At 71.7% G+C, this 23,906-nt stretch carries 24 protein-coding genes; 11 read left to right on the forward strand and 13 right to left on the reverse strand.

Annotation, left to right across the window (positions count from 1 at the left end):
• Window positions 1-133 precede the first annotated feature (133 nt).
• The 3 genes from KALB_RS10555 to KALB_RS49125 are packed head-to-tail and all read right to left on the reverse strand — an operon-like array spanning window position 134 to window position 5,269.
• Window positions 134-2,269 (reverse strand): heavy metal translocating P-type ATPase, encoded by a 2,136-nt coding sequence (locus KALB_RS10555; protein WP_025355688.1) that lies wholly within the window; start codon window positions 2,267-2,269, stop codon window positions 134-136.
• Window positions 2,270-2,282: 13 nt separating this feature from the next.
• Complete coding sequence (locus tag KALB_RS10560; protein WP_025355689.1) at window positions 2,283-3,959, reverse strand: copper resistance CopC/CopD family protein; 1,677 nt, start codon at window positions 3,957-3,959, stop codon at window positions 2,283-2,285.
• Window positions 3,956-5,269 (reverse strand): DUF1775 domain-containing protein, encoded by a 1,314-nt coding sequence (locus KALB_RS49125; protein ID WP_236650216.1) that lies wholly within the window; start codon window positions 5,267-5,269, stop codon window positions 3,956-3,958. The genes KALB_RS10560 and KALB_RS49125 overlap by 4 nt, the downstream gene beginning before the upstream one ends.
• 72 nt (window positions 5,270-5,341) lie before the next feature.
• Here KALB_RS49125 and KALB_RS10570 point away from each other — a divergent pair, with 72 nt between their 5' ends.
• Window positions 5,342-5,881: a sigma-70 family RNA polymerase sigma factor gene (locus KALB_RS10570; RefSeq protein WP_025355691.1), complete on the forward strand. Its 540-nt coding sequence runs from the start codon at window positions 5,342-5,344 to the stop codon at window positions 5,879-5,881.
• Here the strand turns inward: KALB_RS10570 and KALB_RS10575 are convergent.
• Genes KALB_RS10575 through KALB_RS10600 form a run of 6 tightly spaced genes read right to left on the reverse strand, consistent with a single transcriptional unit; the run spans window position 5,844 to window position 10,566 of the window.
• Entirely contained in the window at window positions 5,844-6,554 is a 711-nt protein-coding gene (locus tag KALB_RS10575) for a tyrosine-protein phosphatase (protein WP_030108792.1), read from the reverse strand. The genes KALB_RS10570 and KALB_RS10575 overlap by 38 nt on opposite strands.
• Entirely contained in the window at window positions 6,551-7,444 is an 894-nt protein-coding gene (locus KALB_RS10580; protein ID WP_025355693.1) for a phosphotriesterase family protein, read from the reverse strand. Before KALB_RS10580 ends, KALB_RS10575 begins: the two co-directional genes overlap by 4 nt.
• Window positions 7,441-8,001 (reverse strand): DUF4865 family protein, encoded by a 561-nt coding sequence (locus KALB_RS10585; protein ID WP_236650333.1) that lies wholly within the window; start codon window positions 7,999-8,001, stop codon window positions 7,441-7,443. The genes KALB_RS10580 and KALB_RS10585 overlap by 4 nt, the downstream gene beginning before the upstream one ends.
• A 23-nt stretch (window positions 8,002-8,024) precedes the next feature.
• A complete protein-coding gene (locus KALB_RS10590) occupies window positions 8,025-8,579 on the reverse strand; it encodes a TetR/AcrR family transcriptional regulator (protein WP_025355695.1) in 555 nt (184 codons plus the stop codon).
• A gap of 32 nt (window positions 8,580-8,611) precedes the next feature.
• Window positions 8,612-9,271: a response regulator gene (locus tag KALB_RS10595; RefSeq protein ID WP_025355696.1), complete on the reverse strand. Its 660-nt coding sequence runs from the start codon at window positions 9,269-9,271 to the stop codon at window positions 8,612-8,614.
• A complete protein-coding gene (locus KALB_RS10600; protein ID WP_236650217.1) occupies window positions 9,247-10,566 on the reverse strand; it encodes a sensor histidine kinase in 1,320 nt (439 codons plus the stop codon). The genes KALB_RS10595 and KALB_RS10600 overlap by 25 nt, the downstream gene beginning before the upstream one ends.
• Window positions 10,567-10,710: 144 nt before the next feature.
• Here KALB_RS10600 and KALB_RS10605 point away from each other — a divergent pair, with 144 nt between their 5' ends.
• Together KALB_RS10605 and KALB_RS10610 are read left to right on the forward strand one after the other, a co-directional pair.
• Window positions 10,711-11,496, forward strand: a complete 786-nt coding sequence (locus KALB_RS10605) for an SDR family oxidoreductase (protein ID WP_030111262.1) — start codon at window positions 10,711-10,713, stop codon at window positions 11,494-11,496.
• A 14-nt stretch (window positions 11,497-11,510) separates the two neighbouring features.
• Window positions 11,511-12,101, forward strand: a complete 591-nt coding sequence (locus KALB_RS10610) for a TetR/AcrR family transcriptional regulator (protein ID WP_025355699.1) — start codon at window positions 11,511-11,513, stop codon at window positions 12,099-12,101.
• On the opposite strand, the gene KALB_RS10615 is transcribed toward KALB_RS10610, so the two are convergent.
• Window positions 12,059-12,538, reverse strand: coding sequence for a MarR family winged helix-turn-helix transcriptional regulator (locus KALB_RS10615; RefSeq protein ID WP_051913356.1), 480 nt, complete (start codon window positions 12,536-12,538; stop codon window positions 12,059-12,061). The two genes, KALB_RS10610 and KALB_RS10615, sit on opposite strands and share 43 nt — an antisense overlap.
• 78 nt (window positions 12,539-12,616) lie before the next feature.
• On the opposite strand from KALB_RS10615, the gene KALB_RS10620 reads away from it, so the two are divergent.
• Entirely contained in the window at window positions 12,617-13,585 is a 969-nt protein-coding gene (locus KALB_RS10620) for a quinone oxidoreductase family protein (protein ID WP_025355701.1), read from the forward strand.
• Between the two features lie 70 nt (window positions 13,586-13,655).
• On the opposite strand, the gene KALB_RS10625 is transcribed toward KALB_RS10620, so the two are convergent.
• Window positions 13,656-14,219, reverse strand: a complete 564-nt coding sequence (locus tag KALB_RS10625; RefSeq protein WP_025355702.1) for a sigma-70 family RNA polymerase sigma factor — start codon at window positions 14,217-14,219, stop codon at window positions 13,656-13,658.
• Between the two features lie 89 nt (window positions 14,220-14,308).
• On the reverse strand, window positions 14,309-14,917 hold the full coding sequence (locus KALB_RS10630) for a TetR/AcrR family transcriptional regulator (RefSeq protein ID WP_025355703.1): 609 nt from the start codon (window positions 14,915-14,917) through the stop codon (window positions 14,309-14,311).
• A gap of 92 nt (window positions 14,918-15,009) precedes the next feature.
• Between KALB_RS10630 and KALB_RS10635 the strand changes: the two genes are divergently transcribed.
• The 5 genes from KALB_RS10635 (at window position 15,010) to KALB_RS48460 (ending at window position 19,063) form a co-directional block, all read left to right on the forward strand.
• A complete protein-coding gene (locus tag KALB_RS10635) occupies window positions 15,010-16,200 on the forward strand; it encodes a lipid-transfer protein (protein WP_025355704.1) in 1,191 nt (396 codons plus the stop codon).
• 10 nt (window positions 16,201-16,210) lie between these two features.
• A complete protein-coding gene (locus tag KALB_RS10640) occupies window positions 16,211-16,642 on the forward strand; it encodes a type II toxin-antitoxin system Rv0910 family toxin (RefSeq protein ID WP_025355705.1) in 432 nt (143 codons plus the stop codon).
• Window positions 16,642-17,475 (forward strand): MaoC/PaaZ C-terminal domain-containing protein, encoded by an 834-nt coding sequence (locus KALB_RS10645; RefSeq protein WP_025355706.1) that lies wholly within the window; start codon window positions 16,642-16,644, stop codon window positions 17,473-17,475. Before KALB_RS10640 ends, KALB_RS10645 begins: the two co-directional genes overlap by 1 nt.
• 15 nt (window positions 17,476-17,490) lie before the next feature.
• Window positions 17,491-18,369 carry an SDR family oxidoreductase gene (locus tag KALB_RS10650; protein ID WP_025355707.1) on the forward strand — a complete coding sequence of 293 codons (879 nt, stop codon included), beginning with the start codon at window positions 17,491-17,493 and terminating at the stop codon, window positions 18,367-18,369.
• Between the two features lie 88 nt (window positions 18,370-18,457).
• The gene (locus tag KALB_RS48460; RefSeq protein ID WP_025355708.1) at window positions 18,458-19,063 is read left to right on the forward strand and encodes a helix-turn-helix transcriptional regulator; all 606 of its coding nucleotides are present in this window, start codon (window positions 18,458-18,460) and stop codon (window positions 19,061-19,063) included.
• A gap of 292 nt (window positions 19,064-19,355) precedes the next feature.
• Here KALB_RS48460 and KALB_RS10660 read toward each other — a convergent pair whose 3' ends face one another.
• Window positions 19,356-20,921 carry a PucR family transcriptional regulator gene (locus KALB_RS10660; protein WP_042221927.1) on the reverse strand — a complete coding sequence of 522 codons (1,566 nt, stop codon included), beginning with the start codon at window positions 20,919-20,921 and terminating at the stop codon, window positions 19,356-19,358.
• A 161-nt stretch (window positions 20,922-21,082) separates the two neighbouring features.
• Between KALB_RS10660 and KALB_RS10665 the strand changes: the two genes are divergently transcribed.
• Both KALB_RS10665 and KALB_RS10670 read left to right on the forward strand, forming a co-directional pair.
• Window positions 21,083-22,387 (forward strand): aspartate aminotransferase family protein, encoded by a 1,305-nt coding sequence (locus KALB_RS10665; protein WP_025355710.1) that lies wholly within the window; start codon window positions 21,083-21,085, stop codon window positions 22,385-22,387.
• The gene (locus KALB_RS10670; protein WP_025355711.1) at window positions 22,384-23,886 is read left to right on the forward strand and encodes a CoA-acylating methylmalonate-semialdehyde dehydrogenase; all 1,503 of its coding nucleotides are present in this window, start codon (window positions 22,384-22,386) and stop codon (window positions 23,884-23,886) included. Before KALB_RS10665 ends, KALB_RS10670 begins: the two co-directional genes overlap by 4 nt.
• Window positions 23,887-23,906: the final 20 nt, after the last annotated feature.

Raw genomic sequence — 23,906 nt, forward strand, 5'->3', positions numbered from 1 at the left:
CACGTGGGTACAGCGCAGGTCAAGCCAGCTCCGTGATCTGCCGCCTAGCGTGGTGGGCATCGGACTGTGAGCGAGCTGTGGAGGACCACCGGCATGGTGACGAACACCCCCCGCCCCTGGCCTGTGCGCCGAATCACCGATAGCTGCGCAGGCGCAGGCTGTTGGAGACCACGAACAGTGAGGACAGCGCCATCGTCGCCCCGGCGATCAGCGGGGTGAGCAGGCCGAACGCGGCCAGCGGCAGGGCGGCGACGTTGTAGCCGAAGGCCCAGACCAGGTTGCCGCGGATGGTGCGCAGCGTGGCCCGCGCCAGGCCGATCGCGCGGGGGACCACGTCCAGTTCCTCGCGGACGAGGATCAGGTCGGCGGCGCCCAGGGCCACGTCGGTGCCGGTGACCACGGCCATGCCCAGGTCGGCGCAGGCCAGCGCGGGCGCGTCGTTCACCCCGTCGCCGACCATGGCCACGGCCCTGCCCTCGGCCCGCAGCGCGCGCACGGCGGCGGCCTTGTCCTCGGGCAGCACCCCGGCGATCACCTCGGGGATGCCGACCTGCTCGGCGACCGCCCGCGCGGTGGTCTCGTTGTCCCCGGTGAGCAGCACGGTGCGCAGGCCCATCCGGTGCAGCCGCGCGACGGCCTCGGCCGCGGTGGGCTTGACGGAGTCGGCGAGGGTAAACCGTCCAATGAGGACACCATCGCGGGACACCAACGCGGTGGTAGCCGAAGCGCCGTCCTGGCCGAACATCCGCGGTGAGCCGACCCGAACGCGGTGACCGTCCACAGTGCCCTGTGCGCCGAGTCCTGGCAGGCTCTCGAACTGCGTGACGGCGGGCAGTTCGCCCAGTTCTTCCCGTGCCAGCGAGGTGATCGCGAGTGCGACGGCGTGTTCGGAGGCGGCTTCCACGGCACCGGCCAGTCGCAGCGCCAGGGCGCGGTCCTCGGCGCGTACCTCGGTGACGGCCATCCGGCCGGTGGTGATCGTGCCAGTCTTGTCCAGCACCACGGTGTCGATGGCCCGCGCGGACTCCAGGGCCTGGTGGCCCTTGATGAACACGCCCAGGTAAGCCCCGCGCCCGGTGGCCACCATCAGTGCCGTGGGCGTGGCCAGGCCGAGCGCGCACGGGCAGGCGATGATCAGCACCGCGAGTGCCGCCGCGATCGCCCTGCCCGGCGAGCCGTCCAGCAGCAGCCAGCCCAGCAGGGTCAGCGCGGCCAGCCCGAACACGGCGGGCACGAAGACCCCGCAGATCCGGTCGGCCAGCCGCTGCACCCCGGCCTTCTCGCTCTGCGCCCGCTCCACCAGCCGCACGAGCTGGGCCAGCCGGGTGTCCTCGCCCACGTGCGTCGCGGCGATCACCAGCCGCCCGCCCATCGCCACCGTGCCGCCGATGACCGGATCGCCCTCGGTGACCTCCACCGGCACCGACTCACCGGTCATGGTGCTGGCGTCCACGGCCGCCGCCCCGTCGACCACCACCCCGTCAGCGGCGATGGTTTCACCAGGCCTGGCAAGGAACTTCTCACCCACACGCAACGCGCCCACCGGAACACGCCGTTCGGTGCCGTCCTCGGCGAGCACGCTCACCTCGCGGGCCGCCACCTCGGCCAGTGCCCGCAGCGCGCCACCGGCCAGGCGCTTGGCCCGCGCCTCGAACAGCCGCCCGGCCAGCACGAACGTGGTGACGCCCGCGGCCACGTCCAGGTAGATCGCCCCACCGGGCCGGGACACCAGCTCCCACAGCGAGCTCGCCGGTGCCGAGTCGGCCTCGAAGAACATGCCGTACACCGACCAGCAGGTCGAGGCGATGATGCCCACGGAGACCAGGGTGTCCATCGAACTGCTGCCGTGCCGGGCGTTGATCGCGGCGGCCCGGTGCAGCGGCCACGCGGCCCAGGTCACCACGGGCAGCGCCATGGCCAGCACGACCCACTGCCACCCGGTGAAGCGCAGCGAGGGCACCAGCGCCAGCGTGATCGACACGTCGCCGAGCGGGGCGCACAGCAGGACCGCCAGCACCAGCCGGTGCCACAGCGGACGGCTCGGGTCCGCCTCGGGCTCGCGCTCGGGCGTGACCACGTGCGCCCGGTAGCCCGCGTTCTCCACCTGCGCGATGAGTTCGGCCACCGTGACGTCCTCGGTCGTGCTCACGGTTGCCTTCTCGGTGGCGTAGTTGACGCTGGCTCGCACGCCGTCGAGCTTGTTCAGCTTGCGTTCCACCCGGTTCGCGCAGGCGGCGCAGGTCATGCCGCCAATGGCTAGTTCGACCACACCAGTGAGTCGGTCAGCCGCCCTCCCCGGTTCCCGAGACGAGCAGCCTGGCCGTCACTGTGGTCTGGTCCACATCGCTGGTGCGCACGGTCACCGCCAGCTGCCAGTCCCCGGCCAGGGGGATCTCCGCGGTGCCCGCCCGGTAGCCGCCCCGACCCTGGTGCACCATGTCGATCTTGAGCGGCCCCAGGCCGCGCTCGGGCAGGCTCAGCGCCGCGGTCAGCTCGGCCACGTCGGTCGGCGTGCCGGTCTCGTCGACCACCAGCACGTCCACCAGGTTGGTGCCCAGCCGCAGCGGCAGGGCGTTGATCCTCAGCTGGCCCCTGCCGTGCGGGCCGCCGGTGTCGAAGGGCACGGTCTGCGCGGAGGGCGTGGCCTGGCGCCTGGGCGTGTCGGCCAGGGCGGTGCGGGCGGGTTCGGCACTGACCAAAAATCCAGTCAGGCCGATGACCAGCACGGCCCCGAGAGCCTCGGCCAACACCGAGCGCCGGAGCCGGATCCTGCCCTGGCCGCGCACCCAGCGGCGCGAGTACCAGGCGGCGACCAGCACGGCGGCCACGCCGAGGACCTTCACCAGCAGCAGTCGGCCGTAGCCGGTATCGGTGAAGCCCTGCCACGAGCCGAGCTGGCGCCAGCTCTGGTACGTGCCGGTGGCCACCAGCACCACCACACAGCCGAAGGCGATCTTCGAGAACCGCAGCACCGCCACCGCCATGGACTCCGGCAGCTCCCGGCCGCGCCACAGCGCCACGGCCAGCACCGCCAGCCCGCCCAGCCACACCGCCATGGCGTCCAGGTGCAGCAGGTCCACCGGCAGGGCGAACTCCGGTTGCAGCCCGGCGGTGGCGTGCCCGGACCCGGCCCAGGTCCAGGCGAAGCCGTTGAGCAGCACCACACCGCCCGCCCCGACCAGGGCCCGCCTCGTCGGGGTCCAGTCCACCGTGGCCAGCAGCTCACCCAGGTAGGGCGCGGCCAGGGCCAGCAGGCAGACCCGCACGGCCAGTCCGACGCCCAACTCAATGTCCATTGTGGACGAGAACAGCTCGCCGTCGAAGAGGTGGTCCAGGCCGAGGCCCGCGCCGTAGGGGCCTTGCAGCAGCGCACTGGCGATCGTGGTGAGCAGCAGGCCCAGCCACGCCCCGCCGATGAGCCTGCGCACGGTCCGCCGCACCGCGCCCTGTGGCCAGCACAGGTACACGAAGGCCGCCGACCCCGCGAGCAGCGCGAAGGCGGCGTAGCCCAGCGCGCGGGTCAGGCCGTACAGCAGGGACACCGCCGAGTCGCTCTGCTGTGCGGCCGGTGGCGTGGCGGCGGGCGTGCTGGTGTGCCCTAGGGAGAAGGTGAACGCCCCGGAGATGGGGTGCGAGTCGGCGGAGACCACGTGCCAGGACACGGTGTAGGTGCCCTCGGCCGTACCGGACATCGGCACGCCGACGGTCTCCCCGTGCCCCTCGGGGTGTTCCGCCCCACCTGTGTCCACAGTGGACCCGTCGGGTGCGATGACCCGGACCGAGTCGGCGGAGACCTGCACCGGCTCACCGAAGGTCAGCTCGATCCGGCTCGGCATGGCCTGTACCACGGAGCCCTGCACGGGATTGGTGGATTCGAGCATGGCGTGGGCCGCCGCCGAACCGCTGCCCAGCAGCAGCCCGGCGACGGCCAGCAGCAGGACGAGTGCCGCCGCCCTCACGCCGACTCGCGCGAGCGGCGCCAGGCCAGCACCGAGAACACCGCCGCGACCACGGCGAGCACGGTCGCGATCCCGCCGAGCAGGACGCCGGTGGAGTCGCTGGTGGAGTCGGCCACGCTTGCCTTGGTGGCCACGGGCTCGGCGGTGGCCTTCGGGGTCAGCGCCAGCGTGGGCGCGGGATGCTCGGGCTCGGCCCCACCGGGTTTGGCGGTGTCGATCCAGCGCACCACGTCCCCGTTGTCGTAGGTCTGGATCGCCTTGAACACCAGGGTGCTGGTGTCGGTGGGCAGCGGGCCGAGCGAGACCTCGAAGTCCTCGAAGGAACCCGGGCCGATCCTGCCCCCGGACCAGGTGATCTTCGAGACGGCCTCGGTGACCTCACCGTCATCGGTCTTCACCGGCTTGGCCAGCGCGGACTTGTCCACCTTCACCGTCCAGCCGGGCAGCGCGCGGGTGGCCACCGAGGCGATCGGGTGGTCGGCGGGCAGGCTCACCTCCACGCTGTTCGTGGCCGCCTTGTCCTGTTCGTTGGGCACCCGGAACGCGATCTTGGTGAAGCCGCCCTGGGCCGCCGTGGACGGCTGCGCGGTGACGTGCGCCGCCGCACTGCCCACCCCGGTCAGCAGCCCGCCGAGCACGAGAGCGCCCACCGCGGTGGTCCGGCGCGTCCTGGAGTCCATCAACAACCTCCACGTCTGGCCTGCCCCCCGAGGCCGGGTCGTCCCCGAGCGCCGATCGGTTCCCGTACGGCTCAACACCAACGTCAGCAGCAGGCCGAGCAGCACCGGGACGTGCGTGGCCAGCCGCTGCCAGCCCACGCTGCTGTGCGCCAGGTCCACGGCGGAGATCGCCGCCAGCACGCCGACCAGGCTGGCCAGCAGGGGCAGTTGGGCGCGCGCCCGCGCGGGGTCGGCGGCCACCCGGAGCAGCACCACACCCAGCGCCAGGTTGAACGCCGAGGTCTCGTGCTGGACGTGACCCTGCATGCTCATCATCGGCATGGGCCCGGTCGCCAGCAGTTCCACCGCGCCGACCAGCACCTGGGCCACGGCGACCACCAGCAGTGCCACGCGCAGTGCCGACCTGCCGCGTGCCGGTCGCGGCAGGCTGACCCCGGCCAGTACCAACGAGGTCAGGTCCGGGCCTGGTTCGGCGGCGGAGATCGCGGCCAGTCTGCCGATCCGGCTCGCCTGCGCCTGCCAGGTCGTGCACGCCGGGCAGGCCGCCAGGTGGGCGTCCAGCCCGGCGGGGCCCGGCGCCTCCCCGTCCATGACCGCCGAGAGCGCTTCGCGCGCGATGCCACAGTCCATGGCGGGCAGGTCGTCCCACCCCGCCAGGTAGTTCCCGTGAACCTCCCGCGCGCGGGAGGCGTATCGGGGGTCGTGGGCACAGACGACGCCGAGATCACGCGATTGGCCGTGGCCGCGCAGCACGGTGACCGGGCGGCCGCGGCCGCGTTTGTCCGGGCTACCCAGCACCAGCTGCGCAGGTTGCTCGGCTACCTGTCCGACCCCGGCCAGGCCGATGACCTGGCCCAGGAGACCTACCTGCGCGCGTTCGCCGCGCTGCCCCGGTTCGAGGGCAGGTCACCGGCCAGGATGTGGCTGCTGGCGATAGCCCGCAGGGTGGCCGCCGACTACGTGCGCACCGCCCGCCGCACCCCGCGGATCTCCGCGGTGCAGGAGTGGCAGGACCTGGCGCAGCCGCAGGCCGGGCACGAGGGGCTGATCGCGCTGCGGCAGGCCGTGCGGGCGCTGGACCCCGATCGGCGCGAGGCCTTCGTGCTGACCAGGGTGGTCGGCCTGTCCTACCAGGAGGCCGCCGAGGTGTGCGGCTGCCCGGTGGGCACGATCCGCTCGCGGGTGTTCCGCGCCCGCACCGATCTCATCGAGGGCTTCGGGGAGCAGCGCCCGGCTGTGTGAGCCGCTCGCGCAACGCCCTCAGGTCCTGCTCGCCGACACCTGCCTCGCGCAGGTACTCGTCGAAGCGGAACGACGACACCGTTTGCAGCAACTCCTTGCGCGCGGTGGTGCCCTGCGCGGTCAGCAGCTTCTCGATCAGCGGCCCCTGGTCGGCGTAGCCCAGCGCCGCCCACGCCGGTCGCAGCCGGTCGGTGCTCAGCGCGTGGTCCTCGGCGATCTCCTCCGCCGGTACGCCCACGAATGCCAGCAGCACCAAGCTGATCAGCCCCGCCCGGTCACGGCCCGAGCCGCAGTGCACCAGGACCCCGCCCTCGGCGCGGGCGATCGCCGTCACCACCTCAGCCACCAGGTGCGGGTACCTGCGCAGATAGGGCACGTAGTAGACCGGGGTCGCGTGCAGGCCGTTGGTGTACTGGTCCCAGAACTCCGTGTCCTCGGTCCGGTCCAGCCTGAACTGGAGCGTGGTGAGCCCCTCGCGCGGCGGCAGTTCGTCCCCGCGCAGGTCGACCACGGTGCGGATGCCGTAGTCCCGCACGACCTCGGTGGGCACCTCGTCCGGCGCGTCCGAGCGGACCACCGCGCCACGCCGGGTCCGCCCGCCGTCCGCGGTGGGCAGTCCGCCCAGGTCACGCGCGTTGTAGCAGCCAGGCCAGTCCAGGTGTCGTGTCCTCACCTCCGCCAAGGTACCGAGAACGCGCGCGCCGGGTTGGCCACGAACATGCTGGTGACCGCCTCCTCGCCCAGTTCACGGGACAGCCTGGGGCGCAAGGTGGTCAGCAGGTACGGGATGCCGGGCCCACCGCCGGTGGATGCCCTCGCGGCGGCCGTGGTGGTGTCCCCGCCGAGCAGCACCTGACCGCCGTGACCGGACTCGACCAGCGCGGTGAGCACGTCGAACAGTCGCCAGTCGGTGGCGTGGTTGGCGCGGGAGGGCCCGTCGAAGGCGAGGAACGCGCCCGCCTCGGCAGCGGCCCGGTGCACGCGCTGCTCCGGGAACCGGTTGAGGTGGCCCAGGATCACCCTGTTCGGCGGCACGCCGTGCTTGTCGCACAACAGGTCCAGCACCTCCAGCGGGGCGGTCCCCAGTTCCAGGTGCACGCCGATCGGGGCGCCGGTCTCGTGGTGGGCCTGCGCGGCGGCGGTCATGACCCGCTCGGCATGCGCGTCGAGGTGGTGGAACTGGCCCGCGACTTTGATCATTCCGGCGCGGATCCCGCTGGTCAGGTCGCCGACTGAAATTTCAGTCAGCCGGTCGACGAGCCCGCCGAGCCGGTCGGGGGAGTAGTGCGCCGCCTGGTGCAGCCCGGTCGCGGCGACCACGGCCACACCCGTCGCGCGGGACAGTTCCGCCAGCGCGTCACGGCGCCGCCCCAGACCGGCCGGGGTCCACTGGACCAGCGCCTGCCCGCCCGCGGCGCCGAACGCCCGCAGTTCGGCCTCGGCGGCTGCCACGTCGTCCAGTTCCTGGCCTGGCAACAGTTCGCTGCGGAAGAACAAGTGGTCATGCGAGTCGCAGACGCCCAACTCCTCGGGCGCGATGTCGCCCAGCACGGTGCGGATCACCAGCTCCGCCCCTCGGCGAGCTCGGCCAGTTCGGGGCAGGACAGGTGCAGCACCTGGTAGCCGCCCTCGACAGGCTCCGCGCACAGCGTGAAGTGCACCAGTTCCCAGGAGCTCGGGTCGATCGCGACGGCCCCGCACAGCACGGCCGGATCACTTGTCCGCGCACGGAGTTCGGCCAAGGCCAGCTCGGTGACGGCCTCCGGATCGGCCTCGGCGGGAATCGCCGTGAGCTGCTTGCTCGCGGCCACCGCCTTCGCGCCGAACGCCGGTCCGCGCTGGAAGCCCGCGCCGACCCAGTGCCGCACCACGGGCCGCCCGAACGAGTCGATGATGCTGCGGAAACCGCTGCCGCCCACCAGGAACCGGCTCATGCCGGAGGTGTTGTGCCACAGGTAGAACGGCGCGTACTGGTTGACCGGTGAGCTGTCGCGCTCGCGCACGCAGTACGCCTTGAGCCCCAGGCCGGGGAAGTTGTCCAGCAGCGGCCCCTTGTCGGCGACGCGCCGTCGGATGATGCCCATGTCGTAGTCGGCGGGCAGGGTGATCTCGTACTGCATGGCGTGCACGGCGAGTCCTCCGGTCAGCGGGAGATCAGGGCGATGAGCCCGTCCACGGCCTGGCGGAACGGCTCCGCCGAGTCCGCGGAGCGGGCGAGCACGTAGCCGCCCTGCACCACGGCGAGCACCGTGGCCGCGGTCGTCTCGGGCACCAGGTCGGGGGCGACCTCGCCGCGGGACCGGCCCTCGGCGAGCACGGTGGTGATCGTCTCGCGCAGCCAGTCGAAGGTCTCGGCCAGCGGGGCGCGCAGCTGGGGGTCCGCGATCACCTCGGGGTCCTGGGCCATGCGGCCGATCCGGCAGCCGCGCAGCACCTCCCGCTCGCGGCGCAGGTAGCCGGTGACCCGTTCCACCGCGGTCCCAGGACCCAGTAGCGAGCGCTCCGCCTCGGCGCGCAGCAACTCGGCACTGCGGCGCAGCGCGGCCAGCGCCAGCTCGGGCTTGCCGCTGAAGTGGTGGTACATGCTGCCCTGGCCGACCCCGGACAGCGCCTGGATCGCCTTCGGGCTGGTGCCCACGTACCCGCGCTCCCACAGCAGCTCGCGGGTGCTCTCGATCAGCTTGTCCCTGGTGTCCACGGGCTGACTGTACATACCAGTAGGTACAGAGCTCAAGAGGAGCGCAGGTAGGCCAGCACGGCGAGCACCCGGCGGTTGCTGTCCTCGTGCGGCGGCAGGTCCAGCTTGGCCAGGATGTTGCCCACGTGCTTGGTCACCGCGGCCTCGGTCACCACCAGGTGTGCGGCGATCGAGGTGTTCGACCTACCCTCCGCCACCAGGGCCAGCACCTCGCGCTCCCTGACTGAAAGTTTGGTCAGCGGGTCGCGCTGGCGGTTGAGCAGCTGGCGGACCACCTGCGGGTCCACCACCGTGCCGCCCGCCACCACCTGGCGCAGCACGGTCACGAACTCCTCCACGTCGACCACCCGGTCCTTGAGCAGGTAGCCGACCCGTCTGCCGCCGCCGGAGTCGAGTAGTTCGGCCGCGTAGCTGCGCTCCACGTACTGGCTCAGCGCCACCACCGCCAGATCCGGGTCGGCCCGGCGCAGCTCCACCGCCGCGCGCAGCCCCTCGTCACGCAGGCCGGGCGGCATCCTGATGTCGGTGATCACCAGCTCGGGGCGGTGCTCGGCCACGGCCCGCCGCAGCGCCGTCCCGTCGCCCACCGCGGCCAGCACCTCGAAGTCGAAGCGCCCCAACAGGCCCGCCAGTCCCTCGCGCAGCAGCACGCCGTCCTCGGCGAGCACTACTCGGATCGGTTGTCGCCGCACGGCAACTCCACTCGCAGCAGGGTCGGTCCGCCGACCGGACTGGACAACAACATCCTGCCGTCGAGCGTGGCCGCCCGGTCGGCCAGCCCGGTCAGACCGCTGCCGCGCGCCGGGTCCGCACCGCCCCGCCCGTTGTCGCCGACCTCGATCACCAGCAGCCCCGCCCCCGTCCACGCGCTGACCGTCACCGCAGTCGCCCCGCTGTGCTTGGCCACGTTGGTCAGCGCCTCCGCCGCGACGAAGTAGGCGGTGGACTCCACGTGTGGCGGCAGCCACTCGGGCAGGTCGGTGCGCACCTGGGCGGGGATCGCCGACCGGTCGCCGAGTTCGGACAGCGCGGCGCCCAGCCCGCGGTCGGCAAGCACCCTCGGGTTGAGGCCGCGCACCAGTTCACGCAGCTCGGCCATCACCTGCTTGGCCTGGTCGTGCGCGTCGGCCACGTTCTGCCGCGCCGGGGAGTCCTCTGGCAGGTCCAGCTTGGCAAGGCCGAGCCGCAACGTGAGGCTGACCAGCCGTTCCTGCGCCCCGTCGTGCAGGTCCCGCTCGATGCGCCTGCGCTCGGCCTCGAAGGCGTCGACCAGCCGCGCCCGCGACCGCGCCACCTCCACCAGTTCGGTGCGGGCCCGGTTCCCGCCGAGCAGTGCCCGCGCCGCGGCGGCGTGCGCCCCGACCGCGATCCCCACCAGGTACAGCAGCACCGGGGCCAGCAGCAGGCCGACCAGCGGCAGCCACCAGGCCTGCTCGGGTTGGGTGATCGTCCACGGGCCCATGGCCACCGGGCCGTCCCCGGTCATCAGGATCGCCGGCGAGGCGACCAGGAACACGATCACCAGCCCGAGCCCGCACAGCGTGAGGTACAGCCCCTGCCAGACCACGAACAGGAACACGTAGCCCACCTCGCGCCAGGTGGCCGTCTCGGCGTACCTGGTGCGCAACCAGTTCCACAGCCCCGGGCCCGGTGGCAGCCGGTGGTCCTCCCACAGCGGGCGGGTGTCGACAAGTCCCAGCCGCCAGCGTTCGGCCACCGCGAGCGGGATGGCCACCAGCGGTGCGCCCGCGCCCACCAGTACCGCGCCGAGCAGCACCAGCACGAGGATCCCGACGATCGCGCTGGTCGGCCGGGTGACCAGCAGGCCGCCGGCCACCAGCCATGGCAGGGTGAGCCAGGCCAGCGGCATCGCCAGCACCGCGAGCACGGGCAGGGAGCTGAGCAGGTAGCCGACCGAGCGCCAGGGCCACCAGCTGAGCAGGAACCGGGGACTGGCCACCGATTCCAGCGCGTTACGGGGAGTCACACCGAGCACGCTAGCCGCGCGAACGGCCCGGGTCCCTGCCTTTGGCCGTAGTCCTGGAGGTAGGGCCAGCCGTAGTGACAGGTGCCCTGTGAGCCCACTCACGCGTTCTTGACCGTGCGGTCCATAACGACAATTCTGGACTACATGGTTCAGAACTCGACGAAGGAACTCGACGGCCTGCGGGCCGTGGTCACCGGCGGCACCAAGGGGATCGGTGCCGCCATCGTGCGCAGGCTGGTGGAGCAGGGGGCCACCGTGCTGACCTCGGCGCGCAACCCGGTGGACGACCTGCCCGAGGGCGTGCGGTTCGTGCGCGGCGACCTGAGCACGGCGCAGGGCGCGAGCGCGCTGGCCGAGCAGGCCCTCGACCAACTGGGCGGGGTGGACGTGCTGGTCAACAACGCCGGTGGTGCGCAGCTCTTCCCCGGTGGCCCGCTCACCCTGTCCGAAAAGGACTGGCTGGAGGCGTTGCAGACCAACTACCTCAGCGCGGTGCGGCTGGACAACGCCCTGGTCCCGCAGATGGTCGAGCGGGGCTCGGGGGTGGTGGTGCACATCAGCTCCATCGTGGCCCGCGAACCGCAGACGACGATCCCGCACTACTCGGCGGCCAAGGCGGCGCTGTCCTCGTACAGCAAGGCGCTGTCCAAGGCGGTGGCGGGCAACAACGTCCGGGTCAACCGGGTGTCGCCAGGCATGATCGAGACTCCGGCGGTGCAGGTGCTGCTCAGTGAGATGGCGCAGGCCAGGGGGCTGGACATCGAAGGGGCCCGCGCGGCGCTGCTGGCGGAGGTCGGCGGCATCCCGCTTGGCAGGCCGGGGCGGCCGGAGGAGATCGCGGACCTGGTGGCCTACCTGGCTTCCGACCGTGCCCGCTGGATCACCGGCAGCGAGTTCGTGATCGACGGCGGCTCGATCAGCAACGTCTGAAGTAGACTGCTGCCATGCCCAGACCGCGCGGTTTCGACGAGGAGGAGGTTCTCGCGGCGGCCTGCAACCGGTTCTGGGACAACGGCTACGCGGCCACCTCGCTGGACGACCTGATGTCGGCCACCGGTCTGGGCAAGGGCAGCCTCTACGGGGCGTTCGGGGACAAGCACCAGCTCTTCCTGCGCGCGCTGGACGACTACCGCGAGCGGCTCCTGTGCGGGATCAGGTCCACGCTGCTGGAGGGCACGGGATCGCCGTGGCGGCGCCTGAAGGCGTTCGTCATGGCGATCGCCGAGGGCGCGAGTACCGAGCAGGGCCTGCGCGGCTGCCTGCTGGCCAATTCCAGCGCGGAGCTGAACAGCCGCGATCCCGAGGTGCTGGCCCGCTCCCGCAGCACCTTCGCGGCGCTGGAGGACGTGCTGGCGCAATGCCTTGAGATGGCACGGGATCGCGGGGAGATCGCGGCCGGGGTCGATCCGCGCGAGCAGGCCAGGCTGCTGCTCGCGGTGGTGGAGGGCATCCGGTTCCTTGGGCAGACCGGCATCGGCCGCGCCGCGACCCGTCAGATCGCGCGCTCCGCGCTGGACGCGGTGCCCAAGGGCTGATCCCCGGCCAGCGTGCGCAGGATCCGCTCCAGGTCCGCGCGGTCGGCCGCGGACAGGTGGCCGAGCAGTTCGTCGTCGGTGGCCGCGACCACCTGGTCGAACCCGGCCAGCGCGGTGCGGCCCGGCTCGGTCAGCGTCACCGTGTTGCGCCGCCGGTCCGCCGGGTCCGGCGCGCGGTGCACGTAGCCCTCGCGCTCCAGGTCGTTGAGGATCGCGACCATGTCGCTGCGGTCCACGCCCAGTCGCCGCCCGATCTGCGCCTGCGTACCCGGCCCGAACTCGAACAGCGTGGCCAGCACCCCGTAGTGCCACTTGCGGATGCCGTGCGCCGCCAGCCGTTCCTGCACGGTGCGGTGTGCGCGCAGCGAGGCCCTGCCCAGCAGCCACACCACTGTGCCGCTCAGCCGGTTGGGCTGGCACACCTCATCACCGATCACAGTGGTCACGGTACCGCGCCGTGCTATGTTGGCCTTGCCAACGTTGGTGACGCCAACACAAACCGAGGGGGACGTGCCATGCGGCGAGTGCGGTACTACGAGTACGGCGGGCCGGAGGTGCTGCGGCTGGAGCAGGCCGAGGTGCCCGAACCGGGAGAGGGGCAGGTGCGGCTGCGCACCGAGGTGATCGGCACCAACTACGTGGACGTGCAGTTCCGCACCGGGACGGCCGGGGTGTTCCGGCGTGAGCTGCCCGCGGACCTGACCGGTGAGGTGGTGGGCACGGTCGAGGCGGTCGGCCCCGGCGTGGACCCGGCGCGGATCGGCGCGCGGGTGGCTGCCCTGGCCGACCCGGCCTACGCCGAGCAGGTGCTGGTCGAGGCGGACTGGCTGGTCGACGTGCCGACCAATGTCGACATCGGTACGGCCACGGTGCTGCCGATGAACGCACCGGTTGCGCTGCGCGTGCTGCGCACCGGGCAGCTCGCCGAGGGGGAGACCGTGCTGGTGCACGCCGCGGCGGGCGCCATCGGGCACCTGGCGGTGCAGCTGGCGAAGCTGCTCGGTGCGGGCAAGGTCATCGCGGCGGCCAGCTCACCGTCCAAACTGGACTTCGCGCGCGGGCTGGGTGCCGACTTCGGTGTGAACACCAGCGAACCGGACTGGGCCGAGCAGGTGCGTGCGGTCGCGCCGGGCGGGGTGGACGTGATCGCCGACTCGATCGGCGGCGCGGTGACCGCGACCAACATGGACCTGCTCGCGCCGCTCGGTCGCACCGTGCTGTACGGGGCGATCGCCGGGGACTTCGGCACACCGACGTTCATGCAGCTCGCGCAGTTGAAGTACGTGGTGGGCTTCTCGCTGCTGGCCTGGCGGCGAGCGCGGCCCGAGCAGGCGCGGGCGGAGATCGCCGAACTGGCCGGGTGGGCGAGTGCCGGGCGGTTGCGCTCCGTGGTGCACGCGAGCCTGCCGCTGGCCGATGCGCGGCGCGCACACGAAATGCTGGCTGATCGCGCCAGGACGGGTCGCGTTCTGCTCACGATCTGAGTGCGGACAATTTCCGCGGCCTCGTCGAAATCGTTTTTCCCGAGAACCGGGTTCGCGGTTTCTTCTCGATTCAGTGATAACTCTCGGGCAGGAGTGTGGCCAGCCTGCGCACCGCGCGGTGTTGCAGCGCCTTGACCGCGCCCTCGGTGCTGCCCAGTCGCAGCGCCGTCTCGGAGATCGACAGGCCGTGCAGGAAGCGCAGCACGATGCACTCCCGCTGCTCGTGCTTGAGCTGCCGAACGCAGTCCAGCAGCACCGTGCTGCGCTCCCTGGTCAGCACCGCCTGTTCGGGGCCCTCGTGGGACACCGCGTCGCTGCCCGCGTCGGCGGAGCTGATCTCCAGCCTGGCCCGGCCCGACTTGGCGTTGTCCAGCACCAGGTTGCGCGCGATGGTCATGAACCAGGCGCCGAGGTCGCGGCCCTGGTAGTCCACGCTGGTGATGCGGCGCAGCGCGCGCAGGAAGGTCTCACTGGTCAGGTCCTCGGCCAGCGCCCGGTCGCCGACGCGGAACCACACGTAGCGGTACACCATGTCCACATAACCGGCGTAGAGCTCGCTGAAAGCCTCACCATCACCCGATTGTGCCGCGCGCACGAGTTGCCAGACCTGGCCCGGTCCGTTCTCGTCGACCATCGCCGTCGTCACCGCCCAGTATTCGGGAAGGGGGCCAGGGTAGGGCAAAAACATTCATGCCTGCCAGCTTGTAATGCCGGTGAGCTGAATCACATGGTGCTGATGAGCTTCTCCAGCTGACCACGCACGGTGAGCCACAGGCTCTCGATGGTCTGCGCGTCGGAGACCACGCCCATCACCAGCACCCCGCGCACCGCGGCCAGCGCGGTCAGCATCACCGCGTACGCCTCGCCGTGCTCGCTCAGTCCGGGCAGTTGCTGCTGCACGAGCTCGGTCAGCGCGCTGACCAGCCGCCGGTTGAGTGTGCCCACCTTCTCGCGCAGCTCCTCGTCGGTGCGCGCGGCGAAGGCCACCTCGGCCGCCGCGGTGAACGCGGGGCTCTCGTGCAGCGCCCAGACCCGGTCCACCAGCGCCATCGCCGTGGCCGACTCGGTCTCCAGTCGGGGCGGGTCGGTGCGGAAACTGGTGATCATCCGCTCCATGGCGTACTCCAGCGCCGCGATCACGAGTTCGACCTTGGTGGTGAAGTAGTACGCCTGCGCGCCGCGGGTCACCCCGGCCCGCGCGGAGATCTGCGCCCCGGTGAGGTTGGGGTAGCCGTGCTCGCACAGGCAGTCGATCGTGGCCTCCAGCAGCGCCTGCCGGGTGGCCGCGCGTCGTTCCGCCTGGGTCCGGCGCTGCGAGCGGGTCGTGGTCACGGTGCGCAGTCTCGCACGCGTGGTGCCGGGTGAGCTGGGTCACCCAAATACATTCTGGCGTGCATGTATGTTTCTTGCCTAGGCTGCTCGCCATGAGCACCCGGACCTTCGTCGTCGGCGTGGGCATGACCAAGTTCGAGAAACCCGGTTCGAGGGACTGGGACTACCCGGACATGGCCCGCGAGGCGGGTACCAAGGCATTGCAGGACGCGGGCATCGGCTACGAACTGGTCCGCCAGGCGTACGTCGGCTACGTGTACGGCGAGTCCACCGCGGGCCAGCGCGCGGTCTACGAGCTGGGCATCACCGGCATCCCCGTGGTCAACGTCAACAACAACTGCTCCACCGGTTCCACCGCGCTGTTCCTGGCCGCGCAGGCGGTGCGCAGCGGCACCGTGGACTGCGCGCTGGCACTGGGTTTCGAGAAGATGCAGCGCGGTTCGCTGGGCACCACCTTCGACGACCGCGAACAGCCGCTGATGCGGCACATCGCCGCGCTCGCCGAGTTGGCCGAGTTCGCCATGCCCGCCGCCCCGTGGATGTTCGGCGCCGCCGGGCGCGAGCACATGCGGCGCTACGGCACCACGCCCGAGCAGTTCGCGAAGATCGGCGTGAAGAACCACCGGCACTCGGTGCACAACCCCTACGCCCAGTTCCAGGTGGAGTACACGCTGGAGGAGGTGCTGGCCGCCAACATGGTGTACGAGCCGCTGACCAAGTTGCAGTGCTCGCCCACCTCGGACGGCTCGGCCGCGGTCGTGATCGCCAGCGAGGAGTTCGTGGAGCGGCACGACCTGTCCGCGCAGGCCGTGGAGATCGTCGGCCAGTCCATGGTCACCGACCTGCCCAGTACCTTCGCCGACAACAGCGCGATCAGCCTGGTCGGCGCGCGCATGACCGAACGGGCCGCCCGCGAGGTGTACGAGCAGGCCGGGTTCAAACCGTCCGATGTGGACGTCATCGAGCTGCACGACTGCTTCTCCACCAACGAACTGCTCACCTACGAGGCCCTGGGCCTGTGCGGTGAGGGCGAGGGCGGCAAGCTGGTCGACGCCGGGGACACCACCTACGGCGGGCGCTGGGTGGTCAACCCCAGCGGCGGCCTGATCTCCAAGGGCCACCCGCTGGGCGCCACCGGCCTTGCCCAGTGCAGCGAGCTCACCTGGCAGCTGCGCGGCACCGCCGACCGGCGCCAGGTCGCGGGCGCACAGGTCGCCCTCCAGCACAACATCGGCCTCGGCGGCGCCGTCGTGGTCACCGCCTACCGCCCCGCCAACCGCTGAGGAGCCAGCGATGCCCAACGTCACCGTGAGCAAGGAACTGCCCGTTAGCAAGGAGCAGGCCTGGGCGCTGCTCACCGATCTCTCCCGTTACGAGGAGTGGCTGAGCCTGCACCAGGGCTGGCGCAGTGAGCTGCCCGCGGAGCTCTCCCAGGGTGCGAAGGTCACCGAGATCATCGCGATCATGGGCATGGCCAACAAGATCGAGTGGAACTTCGACTCCTACGAGGCGCCCTCCACCGTGCGCATGTCCGGCACCGGCATGGCCGGGGTGAAGATCGCCTTCACGCTCTCGGTGCAGGAGAACGGATCCGGCTCCGCCGCGAGCATCGACGCCGACTTCAGCGGGCAGATGGTCGTCGGCGCCATCGGCACCGCGATCGCCAAGACCGCGCGCAAGGAGTTGGAGCAGTCCCTGGACACCTTCGCCGGGCTGTTGGGCTGATGGAGTTCAACCCCGAGGGCCTGGACAAGTGGTGTGAGACCTCGACCTTCGAGGTGCGGGCGGAGCGGGTCGCCGCGTACGCCGAGGCCACCAACGACCCGATCAGGGCGCACCGCGCGGGGGAGATCGCGCCACCGGTGTTCGCCTGCGTGCCGACCTTCGACTCCCTGCTGCCCGCCGCGCTGGAGATCATGCCGCCGGAGCTGCTGGGCCGGGTGCTGCACGGGGAGCAGGACTTCCGCTTCCACCGGCCGATCCTGCCGGGGCAGACCCTGTCCTGCCGCGCCAAGGCCGTCGGCTACCACGACAACTCCAGCGGCAGCACGGCAACGGTGTACGCCGAGACCAGGGGTGCGGCGGGTGAGCTGGTCAACGAGCAGTGGGTGACCTTCTTCTTCCGCCGTCACGAGATCGGCGAGAGCCTTGGCGTACAAGGGGAACCGCACGAGTTCGATCAGACGTTGCTGGAACTGGAGCCGGTGGCGGAGGTGGTGCAGCACGTGGACTCCGACCAGACCTTCCGGTACAGCCCGGCTTCCGGCGACCCGATGCCGATCCACCTCGACGAGGACGCGGCCCGGCTGGCCGGGCTGCCCGGCATCATCGCGCACGGCCTGTGCACGATGGCGTTCACCTCCTGGGCGGTGCTGACCGAGCTGGCCGACGGTCAGGTCGAGCGGCTGCGCAGGCTCGCCGTGCGCTTCGCCAAGCCGGTGTTCCCCGGCCAGGACATCACGACCCGCCTGTGGTCCACCGGCGGTGGCCGATTCGCCTACCAGACCTGGGCCGGGGACGCGCTGGTGATCCGCGACGGCCTGGCCGAACTGTCCTGAGTGGAGGGTCAAGACATGGGAGTACTCCAGGACCGCGTCGCGGTGATCACGGGTGCGGGCCGGGGCATCGGCCGCGAGCACGCCCTGCTGTTCGCCCGCGAGGGGGCCAAGGTCGTGGTCAACGACCTCGGCGGCGGCAACGACGGCTCGGGAACCGACGCCGGTCCGGCGCACGAGGTGGTCGAGGAGATCATCGCCGAGGGCGGGCAGGCGGTGGCCAACACCGCGAACATCGCGACCTGGGCGGGGGCCGCGGAGCTGGTGGCCCAGGCCGTCGAGGAGTTCGGCCGACTGGACGTGGTGGTCAACAACGCGGGCATCCTGCGCGACGCCTTCCTCGCGGGCATGGACGAGCAGCAGTGGGACGACGTGATCGCCGTGCACCTCAAGGGGCACTTCGCCGTGCTGCGGCACGCGGCGGAGCACTGGAAGTCCCGGCACAAGGCGGGTGAGCAGGTGCGCGCCTCGGTGATCAACACGTCCTCGGCCTCGGGGGTGCTGATCGCCAACGCCGGTCAGGCCAACTACGGCGCGGCCAAGGCGGGCATCGCCGCGATGACGCTGGTGGCCGCGGAGGAGTTGGGCCGCTACGGGGTCCGCGCCAACGCGATCGCCCCGGTGGCCAGGACCCGGCTCACCCTGGCCACCCCCGGCATGGGCGCGATGTTCGCCATGGAGGTGCCCGAGGGCGAGTTCGATCTGTTCAGCCCTGTGAACATCGCGCCCGTCGTGGCGTACCTGGCCACTGAGGACTGCCCGGTCACCGGCAAGGTGTTCGCCGTGCAGGGCGGTGCGATCTCCGAGCTGAGCGGGTGGCAGGGCGCCCGCACCATCGAGACCGACGGGCCGTGGACGATCAAGGACATCGCCGAGCGGCTGCCGGGGCAGGTCTGAGGTCGGGCCGGGCGGTCGGCAGCGGGCGCCCGGCATCGATCCAGAGAACGTGGACAACTTGTGTAGTCGCGCCACGCAGGCTGTGCCGGTGGACAGACTTCGCGTTGCGGCACATGCAACCGACCCCGTGATGCACACCGGGCTGGTCGGCTACCTGCGGTCCAGCCAGGGCGTGGTGGTGGTCGCCGGACGGCCCCGTTCCGCCGTGCAGGTCGCGGTGTTCGCCGTGGAACGGGTGGCCGTGCCCACGCTGGAGCTCCTGCGCGGGCTCGCCGCCGAGGGCTCGGTGCCCACCGTGCTCGTCACCAACCGGGCCGCCGAGGTGACCGCCTCCGCGCTGGCCGCCTGCGGGGTCGTCGCGGTGCTGCCCATGTCCGCGGTGCTCAGCCCCCGGCTGCACGAGACCGTGCTCGCCGCCGGGCGCGAGGCGCTGCCCGGTGACCTGCGCGCCGAGGTCGAGACCCTGCACCGCGAGGTGCTGCCGCCCGACGTGCTCAACGCCGCCAGCCTGGGCGAACGCGAGATCGCCGTGCTGCGGCTGCTCTCCGAGGGCCGGGACACCGGGGAGATCGCCAGCCAGCTGGGCTGCTCGGAGCGGACCGTGAAGAACACGTTGTTCGCCGCGGCCAAGCGGCTGGGCGCGCACAACCGGGTGCACGCCGTGGCACACGCCCTGCGCGCCGGGATCATCTGAGCGGGACTCGCCCGCACCTGGGCGGGACTCGCGTGCTCCAGAGCGGGACTCGCGGCCGGGAGAGCGGGACTCGCGTGTTCGAGAGCGGGACTCGCCCGCCACAACAGCGCGTGTCGGACGTTCCGGAGGCGCGTGTCGGCGCTTCGCGCACGGTGTTTCTGCGCTTCGTGGGAGATTTCCCAGCCAGTGGGAACCTGCACCGGAAGCGCCGACACGGCGTACCGGAAGCGCCGACACGCGGTCCTTGGAGCGCCGACACGCGGTGCCGGTAGCGCCGACACGCGGGGGTTGGTCAGTGCAGGTCGGTGGCCAGCAGCGCCACGTAGAGCGACAGCATGGACTCGGGGTCCTCCAGCGACACACCCAGCACGGACTCGATCCGCGCCAACTGCTGGTAGTAGGCCGTGCGCGACAGGTGTGCCGCCGCGGCCGCGGCCGACTTGTTGCCACCGTGTTCGCAGTACACCCGCAGCACGTCGACCAGCCTGCTGCCGGTCGCGGCGTCACGGGCCAGCAGCGGCCCCAGCTCGCGCTCGGCGAAGGCCGACAGCCGTTCGTCCTCGCGGAGCAGGTGCAGCAGCCCGCGTAACCGCACGTCGGCGAGCCGGTGGTAACTGCTCGTGCCCGGGGAACGCAGCGCGGCCCCGGCCACGTGCGCGGCCTCGACCAGGCTCCGGCGCGCGTCGGCCACGGAGCGGACCGTCGTGCCCACCCCGATGACCACCAGCGTGGCGTCCCCGTTGCTGATCTGCGCGGCGAGCCGGTCCAGCACCAGGTCCACCGCCGACTGGGCCGGAACCGAGAGCAGTGCTCTCACACTGGTGTCGTCCACCCCGCCGACCAGCGCGGGCACCCGGGCCCGGCGGGCCGCCAGCGCCATGGCCTCGGCCAGGTCGCGCAGCACCTCCTGGGTAGCCATGGTCGGCGCGCAGACCACGTCCTGCGGTCGCACGGCCACGCCGACCAACTGCCTGCCCTCCAGCGGCACGCCCAGCGCGGTGGCCCGTGCGGCCAGGTCCACCGGCGGTGCGCCGGTCGCCAGCAACTCGGTCAGCAGGGTGCGGTGCGTGTGCCGTTCCAGGCTCTCCCGGTCCCGGGCCACCAGCCGGTTGACCGCCAGCGCGGAGGCGGCGCGCTCGGCCACGACCACGTGCCGGTGCGGGGGTGTGTCGGGGGTCACCAGCACCAGGCGGCCCCAGTCGTTGCCCCGGGCGCCCACCACGGTCACCAGCCAGCCGGGCTCGGGGTGGTACGAGGTCCGCTCCACCAGGTTGACCGACCGCGAGCGCTGCGCCCACCCGGCGAGCAGCTCACTCGGGTCGCCTCCGGCCGCGTCGTAGGCCAGCACCTCGTGCGACAGGGTCTCCAGCACCACCGGCAGCCCCGACATGGCGGCCACCTCGCGCAGCACCTGCGAGGGCTCCGCCCCGGACACGGTCAGCGCGGTGAAGGTCTCGTGCACCTGCTCGGCCGCGCGCAGCTCGGCGACCTGGGCGTCCACGATCAGTGCGACGACCGCCTCCGTGACGGCCACGAACCGGGTCTCCTCGGCCAGGGTGATCACCGGCAGGCCGTGTCGCTCGGCGGCCCCGACCAGGGCCTGCGGCAGCGCGTCCGGCCAGCGGCGGACCAGTTCGATGACCAGCCCGCTCGCGCCCGCGCCGACCAGCTCGTCCACGTAGGCCACCAGCGCGCTGTCCTCGGCGGGCAGGGCGATGCCGGTGGTCAGCACCAGTTCGCCGCCGCGCAACAGGTGCCCGATGTCGGCGACCTCGGCCACGTGCACCCAGCGCACCTTGTGCTCCAGCCCCGCCGAGCCCGCCGCCAGCCTCGGCCGTCCCCGCCGGATCACCGGCATGGTGAGCACGTCGGCGACGGTGGGGAACGCGGAGCTGCGGGCCAGGGTGGACACAGTGTCATGGTATTGCCCGCAATGGGCGACACCTTGTCCATGGCGGTCACAGGTCGGTGACGCCACACTCGGCGGGTAGCCCGACCACTTCGAGTTGTGGAGGACCCATGGTGCACGAGGAGCTGCTCGCCAGGCACAGGGCCGTGCTGCCGAGCTGGCTTGCCCTCTACTACGAGCAGCCGATCGAGATCGTGCGCGGCGAGGGCCGCCGGGTCACCGACGGCGAGGGCCGCACCTACCTGGACCTGTTCGCGGGCATCCTGACCAACGCGATCGGCTACGACATCGCCGAGATCCGCGAGGCGGTCCGCGCCCAGCTCGACAGCGGGGTCGTGCACACCTCCACCCTGTACCTGATCCGCCAGCAGGTGGAGCTGGCGGAGAAGATCGCGCGCCTGTCGGGCATCCCGGACGCCAAGGTGTTCTTCACCAACTCCGGGACCGAGGCCAACGAGACGGCGCTGATGCTGGCCACCCAGCACCGCCGCAGCAACCAGGTGCTCGCGCTGCGCAACTCCTACCACGGCAGGGGTTTCGGCACGATCGCCATCACCGGCAACCGGGGCTGGTCGGCCTCCTCGCTCAGCCCGGTCAACGTCAGCTACGTGCACGGCGGCAACCGCAACCGCGGGCCGTTCAAGGACTTCAGCGACGCCGAGTACATCAGGGCCTGCGTCGCGGACCTGCGCGAGGTGCTGGCCACCGCCACCTCCGGGGACGTGGCCTGCCTGATCGCCGAGCCGATCCAGGGCGTCGGCGGCTTCACCACCCCGCCGGACGGCCTGCTCGGCGCGTTCAAGGAGGTGCTCGACGAGTTCGGCATCCTGCTGATCTCCGACGAGGTGCAGACCGGCTGGGGCCGTACCGGGGAGCACTTCTGGGGCATCCAGGCGCACGGGGTGGTGCCGGACATGATGACCTTCGCCAAGGGACTGGGCAACGGGCTGGCCATCGGCGGCCTGGTCGCCCGAGGGGACCTGATGGACTGCCTGACCGCCAACTCCATCTCCACCTTCGGCGGCAACCCGGTGTCCACCGCGGCGGCCAACGCCACCCTGGACTACCTGCTCGACCACGACCTGCAGGCCAACGCGTTCAAGGTGGGCAACCAGCTCATGGACGGGCTGCGCCGCATCGCCGAGGAGGAGCCGGTGATCGGGGACGTGCGCGGCAAGGGGCTGATGATCGGCGTGGAGCTGGTCGAGCCCGGTACGGACGAGCCGAGTTCGCGGGCGGCGGCACGGATGATGGAGCACACCCGCGAGCGCGGGCTGCTGATCGGCAAGGGCGGGCAGGGCGGCAACGTGCTGCGCCTTGCCCCGCCGATGACCCTGACCGAGGCGGAGGCCGAGGAGGCGCTGGGCATCCTGGCCGACTCAATCGCCGCGACGAGCGCGGAGCTGGCCCGATGACTGAGACCTCCCGGATCACGCACTGGATCGGCGGCAAGCCGTGGAGCGGCACCGCCCAGCGGCACGGCGAGGTGTTCGACCCCGCAACGGGTTCCGTGGCGTCCTATGTGGACTTCGCTGCGGAGTCCGAAGTGGACCTTGCTGTGGAGACGGCCCGTGCCGCGTGGCGGAGCTGGCGTGGCGCTTCGCTGACGGCCCGCGCCAACGTGCTGTTCTCCTTCCGGGAACTGCTCAACTCGCGCAAGTCCGAGCTGGCGGCCATCGTCACCGCCGAGCACGGCAAGGTGCTCTCCGACGCCGCGGGCGAGGTGCAGCGCGCGCTGGAGGCCGTGGAGTTCGCCTGCGGCATACCGCAACTGCTCAAGGGCGGCTTCAGCGAGAACGCCTCCACGCGGGTGGACGTCTACTCCATCCAGCAGTCCCTCGGCGTGGTCGGGGTGATCTCCCCGTTCAACTTCCCGGCGATGGTGCCGCTGTGGTTCGTGCCCAACGCCATCGCCTGCGGCAACGCCGTGGTGCTCAAGCCCAGCGAGAAGGACCCGTCGGCGGCGAACTTCATCGCCGAGCTGTGGGCCGAGGCCGGGCTGCCCGAGGGCGTGCTCAACGTGGTGCACGGGGACAAGGTGGCCGTGGACCGGTTGCTGGAGCACCCCGAGGTCAAGGCGATCTCCTTCGTCGGGTCCACGCCCATCGCCAAGTACGTCTACGGGCGCGGCACCGCATCGGGCAAGCGGGTGCAGGCGTTGGGCGGGGCCAAGAACCACATGGTGGTGCTGCCCGACGCCGACCTGGACCTGGCCGCCGACGCGGCGGTGTCCGCGGGCTTCGGCTCGGCCGGGGAGCGCTGCATGGCGGTCTCCGTGGTGGTCGCGGTGGACCCGGTCGGCAACGAGCTGGTGGCCAAGATCGCGCAGCGCATGCCGGGGCTCAAGGTGGGCGACGGGCGGCAGGCCGACAGCGAGATGGGCCCGCTGGTGACCGCGGTGCACCGGGACAAGGTCGCGTCCTATCTGGACAGTGGCGTGGCCGAGGGCGCGGAGCTGGTCGTGGACGGGCGGGCGCACCCGATCAACGGCGGGGAGCAGGGCTTCTGGCTCGGCCCCACGCTGTTCGACCGCGTGCGGCCCGAGATGTCGGTCTACACCGACGAGATCTTCGGTCCTGTGCTGTCGGTGCTGCGCTGCCCCAGTTACGACGCGGCCGTGGAACTGGTCAACGCCAACCGGTACGGCAACGGCACCGCGATCTTCACCAACGACGGGGGAGCGGCCCGCCGGTACCAGAACGAGATCGAGGTGGGCATGGTCGGGGTCAACGTGCCGATCCCGGTGCCGGTGTCCTACTACTCCTTCGGCGGCTGGAAGGACTCGCTGTTCGGGGACTCGCACGCCTACGGCCCGGAGGGGGTGCACTTCTTCACCAGGACCAAGGTCGTCACCAGCCGCTGGCTGGACCCCTCACACGGCGGCATCAACCTGGGCTTCCCGCAGAACACCTGACCTCCGCTCGGAAAACGCCC

It is taken from the genome of Kutzneria viridogrisea DSM 43870 (genome assembly GCF_000525635.1).
GTDB lineage: Bacteria > Actinomycetota > Actinomycetes > Mycobacteriales > Pseudonocardiaceae > Kutzneria > Kutzneria viridogrisea.